General features: G+C 63.5%; 12 protein-coding genes. 7 read left to right on the forward strand and 5 right to left on the reverse strand.

Features of this window, described 5'->3' with window-relative positions; all coding sequences use genetic code 11:
- Window positions 1–104 precede the first annotated feature (104 nt).
- The 3 genes from HB375_RS04015 to xylF form a co-directional block, all read right to left on the reverse strand.
- Window positions 105–884 (reverse strand): ATP-binding cassette domain-containing protein, encoded by a 780-nt coding sequence (locus HB375_RS04015; RefSeq protein WP_167671632.1) that lies wholly within the window; start codon window positions 882–884, stop codon window positions 105–107.
- 11 nt (window positions 885–895) lie between these two features.
- Window positions 896–2,194 (reverse strand): sugar ABC transporter permease, encoded by a 1,299-nt coding sequence (locus HB375_RS04020; RefSeq protein WP_167671633.1) that lies wholly within the window; start codon window positions 2,192–2,194, stop codon window positions 896–898.
- A 175-nt stretch (window positions 2,195–2,369) separates the two neighbouring features.
- Complete coding sequence (gene xylF, locus HB375_RS04025) at window positions 2,370–3,416, reverse strand: D-xylose ABC transporter substrate-binding protein (protein WP_167671634.1); 1,047 nt, start codon at window positions 3,414–3,416, stop codon at window positions 2,370–2,372.
- Between the two features lie 222 nt (window positions 3,417–3,638).
- Between xylF and HB375_RS04030 the strand changes: the two genes are divergently transcribed.
- The 4 genes from HB375_RS04030 (at window position 3,639) to HB375_RS04045 (ending at window position 8,831) form a co-directional block, all read left to right on the forward strand.
- On the forward strand, window positions 3,639–4,847 hold the full coding sequence (locus HB375_RS04030) for an ROK family transcriptional regulator (RefSeq protein WP_167671635.1): 1,209 nt from the start codon (window positions 3,639–3,641) through the stop codon (window positions 4,845–4,847).
- Window positions 4,848–4,920: 73 nt separating this feature from the next.
- Window positions 4,921–7,920 carry a DNA polymerase I gene (gene polA, locus HB375_RS04035; protein WP_205800025.1) on the forward strand — a complete coding sequence of 1,000 codons (3,000 nt, stop codon included), beginning with the start codon at window positions 4,921–4,923 and terminating at the stop codon, window positions 7,918–7,920.
- Between the two features lie 96 nt (window positions 7,921–8,016).
- Window positions 8,017–8,298 (forward strand): hypothetical protein, encoded by a 282-nt coding sequence (locus HB375_RS04040; RefSeq protein ID WP_167671637.1) that lies wholly within the window; start codon window positions 8,017–8,019, stop codon window positions 8,296–8,298.
- A gap of 50 nt (window positions 8,299–8,348) precedes the next feature.
- Window positions 8,349–8,831, forward strand: a complete 483-nt coding sequence (locus tag HB375_RS04045; protein ID WP_167671638.1) for a GNAT family N-acetyltransferase — start codon at window positions 8,349–8,351, stop codon at window positions 8,829–8,831.
- A 4-nt stretch (window positions 8,832–8,835) separates the two neighbouring features.
- On the opposite strand, the gene HB375_RS04050 is transcribed toward HB375_RS04045, so the two are convergent.
- Together HB375_RS04050 and HB375_RS04055 are read right to left on the reverse strand one after the other, a co-directional pair.
- Entirely contained in the window at window positions 8,836–9,372 is a 537-nt protein-coding gene (locus HB375_RS04050) for a cytochrome b (protein ID WP_167671639.1), read from the reverse strand.
- 12 nt (window positions 9,373–9,384) lie between these two features.
- On the reverse strand, window positions 9,385–9,744 hold the full coding sequence (locus tag HB375_RS04055; RefSeq protein WP_246728310.1) for an antibiotic biosynthesis monooxygenase family protein: 360 nt from the start codon (window positions 9,742–9,744) through the stop codon (window positions 9,385–9,387).
- Window positions 9,745–9,929: 185 nt separating this feature from the next.
- On the opposite strand from HB375_RS04055, the gene HB375_RS04060 reads away from it, so the two are divergent.
- The 3 genes from HB375_RS04060 to HB375_RS04070 all read left to right on the forward strand — a co-directional run bounded on the left by HB375_RS04060 (window position 9,930) and on the right by HB375_RS04070 (window position 14,834).
- Complete coding sequence (locus tag HB375_RS04060) at window positions 9,930–10,370, forward strand: MarR family winged helix-turn-helix transcriptional regulator (protein WP_167671640.1); 441 nt, start codon at window positions 9,930–9,932, stop codon at window positions 10,368–10,370.
- Window positions 10,371–10,443: 73 nt separating this feature from the next.
- Window positions 10,444–11,166 (forward strand): glutathione S-transferase, encoded by a 723-nt coding sequence (locus HB375_RS04065; protein WP_167671641.1) that lies wholly within the window; start codon window positions 10,444–10,446, stop codon window positions 11,164–11,166.
- 158 nt (window positions 11,167–11,324) lie between these two features.
- On the forward strand, window positions 11,325–14,834 hold the full coding sequence (locus HB375_RS04070) for an endonuclease/exonuclease/phosphatase family protein (protein ID WP_167671642.1): 3,510 nt from the start codon (window positions 11,325–11,327) through the stop codon (window positions 14,832–14,834).
- Window positions 14,835–14,882 lie beyond the last annotated feature (48 nt).

Genomic DNA, 14,882 nt, shown 5'->3' on the forward strand with positions numbered 1-14,882 from the left:
TCGTTTCGTCATTCGTAACAGTAATTGAGCGTTCGGGATTGAGCGCTAGGAACCCTCTCCCCGCAGAGGGGGAGAGGGCGCGCGTCCGTGAAAGGAGGAACCTATCAGCTCGCGCCCGGTCCCGGAATGGCGCCGGGCGGGCACTTGCCCAAAATGATCATGCCGAGCACCTCGTTCTGCGTCACGTCCTTCACGTCGGCGGTGCCGACGAGCTTGCCGTTTTTCATTACGCTGACGCGATCCGCAAGGCCGAAAACATCGTGGATGTCGTGGCTGATGAGGAAGATGCCGATGCCTTCCTTTTTCAACTGCAACACGAGGTCAGCCACCTGTTGCGTCTCCGCCGGACCGAGGGCGGCGGTGGGTTCATCCATGATGAGAACGCGCGCGTTGAAATAGATGGCGCGGGCAATCGCCACGGATTGCCGCTGGCCGCCGGAGAGCGCCTTCACCGGCTCCTTGAAGCGGCGGAAATGCGGGTTGAGGCGCGCCATGACTTTTCGCGTTTCCGATTCCATCGCCGCGTCGTCGAGCGTGCCGTAGGACGTCAGCATCTCGCGACCCAGGAAGATGTTGCCGGCGGCGTCGATGTTATCGGCGAGCGCGAGCGTCTGATAGATCGTCTCGATGCCGTAGCGCTTGGCATCGCGGGGTGAGGCGATGTCGGCTTTCTCGCCGTTGACGTAGATCGCGCCCGCGTCCGGCCGGTATGCGCCGGAGAGGATCTTGATGAGGGTCGATTTGCCCGCGCCGTTATGGCCGAGAAGCCCGACCACTTCGCCGGGACGCAGATCGACGGAAACGTCATCGACCGCCTTGATGCCGCCGAAAGCGATGGAGATGTCGCGCATCTCCACAAGAGGCGTGGTGCGTTGATGCTGCATGAGTGCCTCCGTTACTTGATGCGGCGGCGGTAGAGACCGTCGACCCAGACCGCGAGCACGAGAACCGCGCCGACGACGATGTTCTGCAAGGGCGTATCGACGCCGAGCAGCACCATGCCCGATTGCAGCGATTGCATGACGAGCGCGCCGAGCATCGCGCCCGCAATCGTGCCGACGCCGCCGGCGAGCGACGTGCCGCCGATGACGGCGGAGGCGATAACATAGAGTTCGTCGAGCGTGCCCGCCGCGTTGGTGGCGGCGTTGAGGCGCGCGGTGGAGATGCAGGCCGAGATGCCGCACAAAACGCCCATGAGGCCAAACACCTTCATCAGCGCCCAGCGCGTGTTGATGCCCGATAGTTCGGCCGCTTCCGGATTGCCGCCGATGGCGAAGACATAGCGTCCGAAGCGGCGGCGGCGCGCGATGAAGGTCATGACGATGCCGACCGCAATCGCGATGACGACGGGAAGCGCGATGCCGTGCGGTACGAAAAGCCCGCCCTCGGGCCACGCGATGCCGTTGGCTTCCGCCCAGCGACGCGCGCTGCCGACAGGCAGCGGATAGGAATTGGCGATGAAAGCGGCAACAAGAACTGCGACGCAAGCAATCGCGCCGATCACGCCGTCGGCCCAGACCGGGCGCACGGGAAAGCCGAAACGGATGCGGCGGCGACGCGCGAGACCAAGGCCCACCATGATCACGCCACAGGCCAGCATGGCGAGCGCCCAGGTCGTGACCGCGCCGAGCGCGCCTTCAACGCCGCCGCCCAGCGCCTTGAAGCGCATGTCCATGGGCGCGACGGTCTGTCCGGCGGTGACCCACCAAGCCGCGCCGCGCCACACCAGAAGGCCGCCGAGGGTGACGATGAAAGAAGGAATGGCGAGATAGGCAATGAGCCAGCCCTGAAACAGACCGATGGCCCCGCCGACGACGAGCGCCAGCAGCATCGCGAGCGGCGCGGTGGCCCAATGTTCGAGGCCGAGAAAGGATGGCAGCCATTGCACCTGCGCCACGCCGATGATCATGCCCACGACGCCGAGGATCGCGCCGACCGACAGGTCGATGTTGCGGGTGACGATGATCAGCACCATGCCGGTCGACATCACCGCGATGGAGGCGGTTTGCACCGACAAGTTCCAGAGATTGCGCGGGGTGAGGAAGAATCCGCCGGAGAGAATGTCGAATCCGATCCAGATCACCGCGAGCGCCGCCAGCATGCCGATCATGCGGACGTCGATCTCCAGCTTCGAAAGAAGAGAGCCGGACGTGACGCCCGGCGGCGAAGCAGTCGTGACAACGGGTGCGTTCATGGCGTCAAAATTACAGGAAAGAAGTTCGTCATTCCGGGGCCGCGAAGCGGAGCCCGGAACCCAAAACCGCCGCAGGCGGGAGGTCATACCGGCGGCGGTCCGACGAGCTTTCGCCCGATGCGGCTATGGGTTCCGGGCTCGGCCCAAAGGGCCGCCCCGGAATGACAGGGAGAGCTTAATTGCAGGCCTTGACCGAGCCCGCCTTCACGCCCTGGCAGACCACGTCCTTCGAGACCCAGCCCGCATCGATGACCACGTTGAGGTTGTCCTTCGTGATCGCGACGGGGGTGAGGAACTTCGCCGTCATGTTCTGCTTCTTCGAGCCCTGGTTCCAGGCAGTCGAGCCGGGAATGTCGGCAAGCTTCTTGCCGGCGGCGAGAGCGACCGCGATTTCCGCCGCGTTGCGGCCGAGTTCGCGCGCGTCCTTGAACACGGTCACGCTCTGCGTGCCGAGCGCCACGCGATTCAGCGCCGCCTTGTCGGCATCCTGGCCGGATACCGGCACCGAGCCCGCAAGGCCCTGTGCGGCGAGTGCCGCGATGGAGCCGCCCGCCGTGCCGTCATTGGCGGCGACGACCGCATCGACCTTGTTGTTGTTCTTGGTCAGGAACTGCTCCATGTTCCGCTGCGCATTGGCGGGGAGCCAGCCATCCGTATAGGCCTCGCCGACGTTCTTAATTTTGCCCGCGTCGATGGCGGGTTTGAGCACTTCCATCGCACCCGAGAAGAGGAAGTTGGCGTTCGGGTCGGAGCCGGAGCCCTTGATGAAGACGTAGTTACCCTCAGGCTTCAACTTCAACACCTCACGCGCCTGCTGACGGCCGACCTCGACGTTGTCGAAGGTCAGGTAAAAGACCTGCGGGATTTCGATGAGGCGGTCATAGCCGACGACCGGGATGCCTTCCGCCACCGCCTTCTCGACGGCGGGACGGACCGCATCCGCGTCCTGTGCCAGAACGATCAGCGCCTTCGCGCCGCGGGCGATCAGACTTTCGATATCGGTGAGCTGCTTGGCGGGCGAGGATTGCGCATCCGCCGACACATAGGTGCCGCCGGCCTTCTCGACGGCAGCCTTGATGGCGGCTTCGTCGGTCTTCCAGCGCTCTTCCTGGAAATTCGACCAGCTGACGCCGACGACCGGCCCCTTGGACTGGGCGAAGGCGGCGGTCGCTGAAAGGGCGAGGGCGGCAAAGCTGATAACAGCGTGCTTCTTGGACAACATGTCTTCCTCCTCGGGCGGCGCGCTTGAAAGGCGGCCCTTGTGAGTGGCAGCAATCGGACCCCGGCGGGGGCAAAACCTTGGCTCACACTGCCACGTTATTTTCGAGCACGGAAATAATTATCCTGAAATATTGTCCCTTCAAGCGGCGAAGCTCTCATCATTTGGTTGGATGTTCGATGTTTTGGGTCTTGTTTTATTCGAGCTCTGAATAAATATGGCGACATGTTGATCGCCCCCCTCACTCCCCGCGAAACCGCCCGTCGGCGTCTTCTGGACGTCCTGCGCTGGGAGGGACCCATGGCCCGGGTCGAGATCGGTCAACAGCTCGGCATGAGCCCGGCCACCGTCTCGGATCTCACCGCGAGCCTGCTCGATGACGGCGTGCTGGTGACGGAAGAGGCGGGCGATGCGACGCCCGGTCTGATTCGCGGGCGGCCCAAGGTGCGCCTGTTCTTTGCCGAGACGCTCGGTTCCGTGATCGGCGTCTGGACCGGCTTCAACCGCATCGAATTGCGCCTCGTGGACAGCGCCGGGCGCAACCGGGCGAGCCGACATATCGAGCGGCCTCTGCGCACCCTCGGCGCGGAAGAGCTGATGGACGTGCTGGCCCAAAGCATCACCGCGTTCGCCCGCGAAACCGGCGCGCCGGACGTGAAGGCCGTCGGCCTTGCCTGCCAGGGCTATGTGGACACGAAGGACGGCATCGTGGCCTGGAGCCCGGTGCTCGGTGCGCGCGATCTGCCGCTCGCCTCAGGCTTGAGTGAGCGTCTGGGCCTGCCGGTGCTGATCGAAAACGATGCCAGCGCGATGGCCTTCGCCATTGCCCAGCGCGACCCGGCTCTGCGGACTGGCCGCACCGCCTGCCTGATGGTGGGAGACGGCGTCGGCATGGGCTTTCTCATCAATGGCGAGCTTTATCGCGGTGCGCGGTTCGGCGGCAGCGAGTTCGGCCATGTGCGGCTGCGCCGGGGCGGCCCGCAATGCCGCTGCGGCGGGCGCGGCTGCATCGAGGCGTTTCTCGCCGATTACGCCCTGCACCGCGATGCCCAGCTCATCGACCACCGGCCCGCGCCGACGGCGCTGATTCCGGGTGAAGACGCCATGGATTCCATCGTCGCCCAGGCCCGCGCGGGCGATCCCGCGCTGCAAAACCTCTTCCGCGAGGCCGGTGAAGTGTTGGGGGATGCAGTCGGCATCCTGATCCAGACGCTGGAGCCGGACCATATCGTGATCTGCGGCCCCGGCACCCGCGCCATCGACCTCTTGCGCCCCTCCTTCGAGGCCGCGCTCGAATCGCAGACGATTCCGGAGCTCAGGGCACTCACCACCATCCACGTGGTCGAATCCTCCATGGATCTGCTCACCGAGGGTGTCGTGATGCAGGCGCTGCGCGAGCTCGACCTCGACCTGGCGCGGCTGAAGGCTGCATAAGCTTGAGCCGGCCATAGCCATCGGCGCCTGAAAACACTATCTCTGTGCGGTCATTTCTTTACGCATGAGACCCATGGCTGCTCCTCGTCCCGTCCAAGCCGGCGATCACGTTTTCCTCGTCGACGGCTCGTCCTTCATCTTCCGGTCCTACTTCCAGTCCATGAACCAGGACTCGAAGTACAACAGCCGGACCTCGGACGGCATGCCGACCGGCGCGGTGCGCCTGTTCGTCACCAAGCTCCTGCAGTTCATCCGCGAGGGGGCAGCGGGCTTCAAGCCGACGCATCTCGCCATCGTGCTCGACAAGTCCGAAGGCTCGTTCCGCAAGGAGCTTTACGAGGACTACAAGGGTCACCGCCCCGATGCGCCGGAAGACCTGAAGGTGCAGATGCCGATCATGCGCGAGGCGATCCGCGCGCTCGGCATGGAGCCCCTCGAACAGCTCCGTTATGAGGCCGACGATCTGATTGCCACCTACGCACAGGAGGCGAAGGCCCGCGGCGCGCAGGTGCTGATCGTGTCCTCCGATAAGGACCTGATGCAGCTCGTGGGGCCGCTGGTCTCGTTCTACGATTTCGAATCCGGCATCAAGGGCAAGCCCGGCTACCGGCCCGAGCGCAATCTCGACGAATCCGCCGTGATGGAGAAGTGGGAGGGCATTCCGCCCGAAAAGATCGGCGACGTGCTGGCGCTGATGGGCGACACCTCCGACAACGTGCCGGGCGTGCCTGGCATCGGCCTGAAGACCGCCGCTCAATTGATCAAGGAATATGGCGATCTCGAAACGCTGCTGGCGCGTGCAGGCGAGATCAAGCAACCCAAGCGCCGCGAGACGCTGCTTGCCAACATCGACAACGCGCGCCTCTCCAAAAAGCTCGTGACGCTCGATTGCGAAGCGCCGCTGCCCGCGCCGCTCGATTCGCTCGGCATGCCGGAGATCGACGGCAAGGGGCTGGTGAGCTTCTTGAAAGCGATGGAGTTCAACACGATCACCCGCCGCGTGGCGGAGCTTTACGACGTCGATCCGACGACCGTCACACCCGATCCGCGCCTGATGCCGGGAGGCGAGGCGATCCGGTGGGAGCGGCTTGGGACGCCGGAAGAAAGCCTTCCCGCCGTTGCCGACGGTGCGGAAGCCGCGCCCCATGTCGTGGGCGCGCTTGCAGGCGCGCTCGGCACGCCCGCGCAGCTTGCGACCAAACGCGCGACGGAAGCCTCCTCGCTCGCCTTCGACATCAACGCCTATGAGACCGTGACCAGCACGGAGCGCCTGAAAGAGTGGGTGGCGCTGGCGCGCGCGCAAGGCCACGTGGCCGTCGACACTGAGACGAACGATCTCGACGCGAATCTCGCCGATCTTGTGGGCTTCTCGCTTTCGGTTGAAGCAGGAAAGGCCGCTTACATTCCGCTTCAGCACCGCAACGATTCCGACCTTTTCGGCGGTGGCCTCGTGCCGGGCCAGATGCCGATGACGGACGCGCTCGACATCATCAAGCCGCTGCTGGAGGATCCGTCCGTTCTCAAGATCGGCCAGAACCTGAAATACGACTGGGTCGTGTTGAAGCGCCACAACATCGATATGCGCCCCTTCGACGACACGATGCTGATTTCCTACGTGCTCGATGCGGGCAAGGGCTCGCACGGCATGGACGAACTCTCGCGCCGCCATCTCGGCCACTCGCCGATTCCCTTCGGCGAAGTCGCGGGCACGGGCAAGAACCAAGTGTCCTTCGACAAGATCGAGATTTCAAAAGCGGCGGCCTACGCGGCGGAGGATGCCGATGTCACCTTGCGCCTGTGGCAGGTGCTGAAACCGCGCCTCGTCGCAGAGGGCCGCGCCACGGTCTATGAGACGCTGGAGCGCCCGCTCGTCGATGTGATCGCGCGCATGGAGATGGAAGGCATCGCCGTCGACCGGCAGATTTTGAGCCGCCTCTCCGGTGATTTCGCGCAGTCGCTCGCCCGCATCGAGGACGAGATCCATGAGATGGCGGGCGAAAAGTTCACACTCGGCAGCCCGAAGCAGATCGGCGACATTCTCTTCGGCAAGATGGGCCTGCCCGGCGCGAAGAAGACGCCCTCCGGCCAGTGGGCGACGCCCGCGACGTTGCTCGACGAATTGGCGCAGGCCGGTCACGAACTGCCCGCGCGCATTCTCGAATGGCGTCAGCTCGCGAAGCTGAAATCGACCTATACCGACACGCTCCAGCAGCACATGCATCCGCAAACTAAGCGGGTACATACGTCGTTCTCGCTGGCGGCAACGACGACGGGCCGGCTCTCCTCCTCCGAGCCGAATTTGCAGAACATCCCGATCCGCACGGAAGCGGGCCGCAAGATCCGCCGCGCCTTCATCGCGCCGGCGGGCTCCAAAATCATTTCGGCGGACTACAGCCAGATCGAGCTGCGCATCCTGGCGCATATCGCCGACATCCCGCAGTTGCAGGACGCTTTTGCGAAGGGGCAGGACATTCACGCCGCCACCGCTTCCGCCATGTTCGGCGTGCCGCTCGACCAGATGAATCCGGAACTGCGCCGTCAGGCCAAGACGATCAATTTCGGCATCATTTATGGCATCTCCGCCTTCGGCCTCGCGCAGCGCCTCGGCATCGCGAATGCGGATGCGGCTGCCTTCATCAAGCAGTACTTTGAGCGTTTCCCCGGCATCCGCACCTACATGGACAACATCAAGGCGTCGTGCCGCGAGAACGGCTACGTCAAGACGATCTTCGGGCGCGTCTGCCACTATCCGCAGATCAAGTCCGGCAATCCGTCAGAACGCGCGGCGGTGGAGCGTCAGGCCATCAACGCGCCGATTCAGGGCTCGGCCGCCGACATCATCCGCCGCGCCATGATCCGCATGGAGGGCGCGCTGAAGGCGGAGCGCCTCTCCGCGCGCATGCTGTTGCAAGTGCACGACGAACTGGTGTTTGAGGTCCCCGACGACGAGGTTCAGGCGACGCTGCCGGTCATCACCCGCGTGATGACGCAAGCCTCGTTCCCCGCCGTGTCGCTGAAGGTGCCGCTCTCCGTCGACGCGCGCGCCGCGCAGAACTGGGACGAGGCGCATTAGCGTGACCCCAAGAACAATTCCGCAACGATACGTTAAGGGCCGGGGGCCTAGTTTCTCGAAACGCAGAGATCGATCTGATCGCTCGAGGAGCCGGCCATGCATGATGAAACGGAATCCGTAGCGACCCGCCTTTGGCGCGACCGGGTGCAGATTCGTGAGCAGGAACGGAACGACGCCCAGACAAGGGCTCGGATCGCCGAGGAGAAGGTGGCGATTCTCATGGCGGAGAACGACCGGTTGGCTGCCGAGAACGCCCGGCTGCGCGCGCTCCTCAACCCGGATGCGAACAGGACCCGCGACGAGACCGAACAGCAGATGGAGGCTCTCAAGGGTGCGCTGCTCCCTCTGTTGTCACAAGGAACCGGAACCTTGAATTGAGGGGCGAGAGAAGCGTTGACGGTCAGCCAGGCGAAGATCGACCCATTCCCATGTCTCTCACCATCCGCCCCGCAGGTGCCTCCGACGCTGATACCCTGTTCGCCCTCACGGCAGGCCTGATCGACGATCATCTGCCGGGCCAGACGCCCTGGACCTCGGTGGAGCGGATCAGGGAGAGCGGCTTCGGCGACGATCCGCTGTTCGAGGCCTTCATTGCGGAGCGTGCGGGGACGCCCGTCGGCTTCGTCTCCTTCTTTCGCGGTTATGCGGGCTGGCGCGGCAAGGCCATGGGCATCGTGCATGCGCTTTACGTGGTGCCGAATGAGCGCCGCTCCGGCGCGGCGCGGGCGCTCATGGCGGCGGTCGCGAAGGTTGCACTGGCGCGCGGCTGGGAACGGATCGAATTGTTCGTCGAAGAGGGGCGCCCCGCGATCCGGTTCTACGAGACGCTCGGCATGCGCGATCTGGAGCATCGCCACCTGCGGCTTGAGGGCGAGACGCTGGAACGCCTTGCCGCAGCTGCTCCCTTGTAAGGTCTTAGCGGGTTCGGGGCAGCATTCTGCTCAACGTTTCGTCTCGCTTCATCCAATGGTGATACAGCGCGCCCGCCAGATGCAGCACCAGCAAGGCCAGCAGCAGCCGCGCCGCGACACCATGAGCCAGGCGGGGCGGCACGCGTATCGGCGACGGCGATATCAAGGCGACATCGCCGGACACCAACCCGGCGCCTAGGTTACTCTTTGCCGTCATCGCAACGCCGCTGACGACGAGGGCGATGAGAACGGCATAGAGCCCGACATGGGTGATCCGCGCGATCATGTGCTGTGCGCGCGAGGCGGCCAGCGGCGCGGGACGGTGATCGAACGCAGCCCACCAGAGGAGGCGGAAGAGGGTGAGCATCCCGGCCACGACGCCGACGAGAACGTGTATTCGATAAAATATCAGCCTCGTCTCACCTGTAGCGTCCTGCATGAGAAAGCCGAGGGGGATCAACGCGAGGATGAGCGCTGCACTCAGCCAATGCGACGCCACTGCGACAGCTCCGTAGCGTTCAAACGAGCCTTTCAGTGCCATAGGCATCCTCCCTCAGCGCGTCGGGCCGAGAACCGGCCCAGCTTGATACAGGCGACGAAAGCCAGTGGAAGCCATGCTCGCCGCGGCAGCCCTGAACTCCGGCGAGACGAGCGCTGCGGCGAAGGCCGTAGTGCTTTCCCACACCGCATAGTTCACCCAAAGCCGGGACGCGCCGACCGGCTTGTGCAGTCGGGTCGAGATGAAGCCCGGTTGACGCCGCAACGCCTCCGCGGCACGGGTCCAACCCTGCTCGAAGGCCTGTTCCTGCCCTGGGGGCACGACGAACGTATTCAGCAGGGCGATGGGTCCACTCGTCGTCGTGCTGAGCTGCTCGGCGAAGCTCGTCCCGTCGCTACGGGCAGAGTCCGACAAGACGAGTTCATCTGCGAAAACGGGACCGGATTGGGCAAGCATTGCTAAGAACGCTGACGCGACAATGCGGATTGGGTGCACGGGATACTCCTATTAATATATAGCATGCTATGTAACATTGAATAGCATGCTATGCAAGGTAGTATCGGCGGTCAGTTTGATAGGGTTGATATGAGCGACTGCATATGAGTTTCGACAAGGACCAATCGACCGGCTTTGCCGTCAATCACATGGCAAGGCTGTTCGCCAGCGCGCTTGGGGAGCGCATCCAGCCGCTCGGGCTGACGACAGGGCAATTTCCGATTCTGCTCGAACTCTGGCGGGAAGACGGGTTGACCCAGAAAGACCTGGTTGCCCGCCTCGACTTGGAACAGGCCACCGTCGCGAATACACTGACGCGCATGGAGCGCGACGGCCTCATTCTCCGCAAGCCAAACCCGGAGGATGGCCGCTCGCAACGCATCCATCTGACCCGCACGGCGCGCGCGCTCGAAGCTCCGGCCACGAAAGCCGCGCAGATCGTGAATGACATTGCCCTCAAATCGCTCACATCTGACAAGCGAGCGATGTTTCTGGACCTCATCGGGCAGGTGATCGGAGCGTTACAAGCGGACCTACGCCGTTAGAAAACCGCATCCCTGAATGGCGGGACCTCCCGCACGGTTCGCGCGTTTTCCTGCTGCAACAATGGGGACGCGCATGGCTTACGAGCTCTTTTACTGGCCAAGCATTCAGGGGCGCGGCGAATTCGTGCGGCTGGCGCTGGAGGACGCGGGCGCGGATTATGTGGATGTAGCGCGCGGCTCGTCGAAGGACGGACTCGGGATCCGCGCCATGATGCGCGTGATGGAGGAGGCCGCCCACCCACCCTTCGCGCCGCCGTTCTTGCGCGATGGCAATGTGCTCATCGGCCAGACGGCGGAGATCCTTCTCTATCTCGGGCCAAAGCTCGGTCTTGTTCCAAAGAGTGAAACCGGGTGTCTGTGGGCGCACCAGATTCAACTCACCGTCACCGATCTTGTGGCCGAGGCGCATGATACGCATCATCCCTTGTCGGTCGAGCGCTACTACGAAGACCAGAAAGAAGAGGCGGCTGAGCGCGCGGCGGATTTCCGAAAACACCGGATTCCGAAATTTTTGGATTGGTTTGAAACAATCCTCGCGCGCAATCCGGCAGGAGGCAAACATCTCGTCGGGCGCTCGACAACTTATGCGGATCTCTCCCTGTTCCAAATCGTCGAAGGATTGTCCTATGCGTTTCCGAAGGCGATGAAGCGCATCTTGAAGACTACGCCGCGCGTCGTTGCACTACATGATGCCGTGAGCGAGAGGCGGCGCATCAAAGCTTATTTAGCGAGCGAACGACGTATTCCTTTCAATGAGGACGGCATCTTTCGCCATTATCCCGAATTGGACGCATAGTCTGTCAACAGCTGTGTAGTGTCGTCTGACTGTCGCGCGCTCTTCACGGAGCTGTCGTGGAGCGCGGGTATTCGCCGAAATCCTGGACCGAGCATCTCCCTCTCCTGTCCAGTCCAACCGGTTCCTTAAACTTTCGAGCGCGCGCGAGGCCCCCACCCATGGCGAATGTCTGGATCAATGAGCTGCACTATGACAACGCAGGTGCAGACGCTAACGAATTCATCGAAATTGCCGGCCTTGCCGGCACCGATCTGACGGGGTGGAAAATCCAGCTCTATGACGGAACCACGGGCAACACCTACGGCACCGACATTGCCCTGTCCGGCGTCATCACAAACACGAGCAACGGCTTCGGCTTCGTCAGCGTCAATGCGGTCGGCCTTCAGAACGGCGCGCCCGACGGTCTTGCCCTTGTCAACGCCAGCGGAACGGTCGTGGAATTCCTCAGCTACGAGGGTCAGTTCACGGCGGCGAACGGCGCCGCCAGCGGCATGACCAGCACGAACATCGTCGCTGTCGAGGACGGTTCCACGGGCGCGGCCATGGGCTCCATCCAGCGCCAGGGCACGGGCAGCAGCTCCAGCGACTTCAACACCTGGACGACCTTTACCAGCACCTCCACGCGGGATGGGGTCAATTCCGGCCAGACCTTCATCACGCCCTCGAACGATCAAAGCCTCTCCATCGTCGCGGACAATGTCAGCAAGGTGGAAGGCAACAACGGCGTAACGATCTTCACCTTCACGGTGACGCGCGCCAACCCCTCGGCCGACGTGACCGTGGATTGGAACCTCACCGGCCTCGGTGGTGCGGGCCATGCGACGGCCGACGACTTCACCGGCCTGACCAGCGGTACGCTGACATTCACGGGCAGCGAAACCACGAAGGTGATCGAGATCGCGGTTGGCGCCGACACCGTCTTTGAACCGAACGAGATTTTCTCCGTCACGCTCTCGAATGCGAGCGGCGGAACGTCGATTTCCACGGCCGCTGCCACCAGCACGATCCTCAATGACGACCCGCTGGCGATCTATAAGATCCAGGGCACGGGCCACACCTCCGAATATGTCGGCCAGAACGTCCTGACCACGGGCGTGATCACCGCCATCCAGATGACGGGCACCACGCGCGGCTTCTATGTGCAGGACGTGAACGGCGACGGCGACGCCACGACGTCCGACGCGATCTTCGTGTTCCGCGGCTCCACCTGGACGCCGAATGTCGAAGTGGGCGACGCGGTGACGATCTCCGGCAAGGTCGCGGAATACAAGCCGTCCGGCAGCAACGATCTCACCCTGACGCAGTTTGGCACCGACGCTGCCGTCAACGTGACCTCGAAGGGCAATGCGCTGCCTGATGCCGTTGTGATCGGCCCGTACGGCCTCATGCCGCCGACCGGCGATGTTACTTCCGCAGCAGCCTTCTACGAGAGCCTCGAAGGCATGCGCGTCACCATCGAGCCCACGCGCGTTGTCGGTGCAACCAATGCCTATGGCGAGATCTGGACCGTCATCGATGGCGCTTACGACCCGTCGAGCCTGAACGGCCGCGGCGGCCTCGCGAGCGTCGGCACGGATTATAACCCTGAGCGCATCCAGATCGACAACATCCGCGACAGCCTCAGCATGCCGATGGTCGATGTGGGCGCGAAGCTCGGCGCAGTGACCGGCATTCTCTCCTACGGCTTCTCGAACTACGAAGTGCTGGTCGGCACCGCGCCGGTCGTGACTCAGCAGTCCACGCTCCAGCCGGAAGTGACGAAGGTCACGGCGACGAACCCGTTCTTCCTGTCGTTTGCCACCTACAACGTCGAAAACCTCGACCCCAACGACGATGACGGCGATGCCGACATCGACAGCGGACACTTCGCCAAGGTTGCGCAGCACATCGTCAAAAACATGGGCGCGCCGGCCGTGATCTCGCTGCAGGAGATCCAGGACGACAGCGGCTCGGTCGATAACGGCGTCGTCTCGGCGGACAAGACCCTGCAGACCCTCGTCGACGCCATCGTCGGGGCAGGCGGCCCGCGCTACAAGTTCGCCTACCTGAACCCGGAGAACAACAAGGACGGCGGCCAGCCCGGCGGCAATATCCGTCAGGCCTATCTCTACAACGACGACGTGGTGGACCTCGTGCCGGGATCGCTGGCGCGGATCGTCGATCCCGACCCGCTGGTCAACGATGCCTTCCAGTCGAGCCGCAAGCCGCTGATCGCGCAATTCACCTTCAACGGCGAAACCTACACCTTCATCAATAACCACCTGAACTCGAAGGGGGGTGACGACGCGATCTTCGGCAGCAACCAGCCGCCGGTGCTGGCCAGCGAGCTCCAGCGCATCGAACAGACGAAGCTCATCAAGGCCTATGTGGATCAGCTTCTTGCCGCCGATCCCAACGCCAATATCGCCGTGCTCGGCGATCTGAACGACTTCACCTGGAGCAATCCGTTGAAGGTCCTCAGCGGCGAAGCAGCTGGCGCGCAGGTTCTCTTCGAGCTGGGCGATGAGTTCATTGCCGATCCGAATGACCGGACGGACTACATCTACAACGGTAACTCGCAGTCGCTCGACCACATCTACGTGTCGGCGGCGATGCTGGCGAGGATCGAGGCCTTCGACATCGTTCGCGTCAACTCGGAATTCGACGCGCAGCAGCATGCGAGCGATCACGATCCGCTCGTTGCCCGCGCGCTGCCGTTCCAGATCGCCCGCGGCACGGATGGGAACGATCACCTAGTCGGCGACGATGCGAGCAATGCGCTCATCGGCAGCGCGGGTAACGACCTCATCCAGGGTCATGGCGGCAACGACTACTTGCAGGGCGATGACGGCAACGACACGCTCGATGGTGGCGCGGGCGCCGACGCCCTCTATGGCGGTGCGGGCATCGACACCGCGTCCTATGTCAGTGCGGCGACGGGCGTCACGGTCAACCTCGCGGCTCCGGGCGAGAACACCGGCAACGCGGCGGACGACACCTACGACTCCCTCGAGAACCTCACCGGCTCTGCGTTCAACGACATCCTGAGCGGCGACGCTTTCGACAATGTCATCGACGGCGGCCTCGGCGCGGATCTGATGAAGGGTGGGGCGGGCAACGACACGTACCTCGTGGACAATGCCGGCGACCGGGTGATCGACGCGGCCGGTACCGACACCATCATCACGACGGTCAGCTTCTCGCTCAGCGGCAGCACGGGCGTGGAGGTGCTGCAGGCGGCCAATAACGGCGCGGCGATCAAGCTGATCGGCGACAGCCTCGCCAACGTGCTGATCAGCAATGCCGGCAACAACACGCTCTCGGGCGGTCTGGGTGCCGACACGCTGACCGGCGGCGCGGGTAAGGACTCGTTCGTGTTCGACACCAAGCTCTCGTCGAGCAACATCGACAAGATCGTGGACTTCAACGTGAAGGATGACACCATCCTCCTCGACAACGCGATCTTCAAGAAGCTCGGCGCGGGCACGCTGTCCAAGCCCGGCGCGCTGAACAAGAACTTCTTCACCATCGGAGCCAAGGCGAAGGACAAGGACGACTACATCGTCTACGACGCGACGAAGGGCACCCTATCCTACGACGCTGATGGCTCGAGCGCGGGCAAGGCCGTGGTCTTCGCCACGATCAGCAAGGGCCTGAAGATGACCTACGCGGACTTACTGATCATCTGATTGGGTGGTCTCAAAAAGGGAAGGCCCTCGCGTAAGCGGGGGCCTTTT

Source organism: Microvirga terricola, assembly GCF_011777495.1.
GTDB lineage: Bacteria > Pseudomonadota > Alphaproteobacteria > Rhizobiales > Beijerinckiaceae > Microvirga > Microvirga terricola.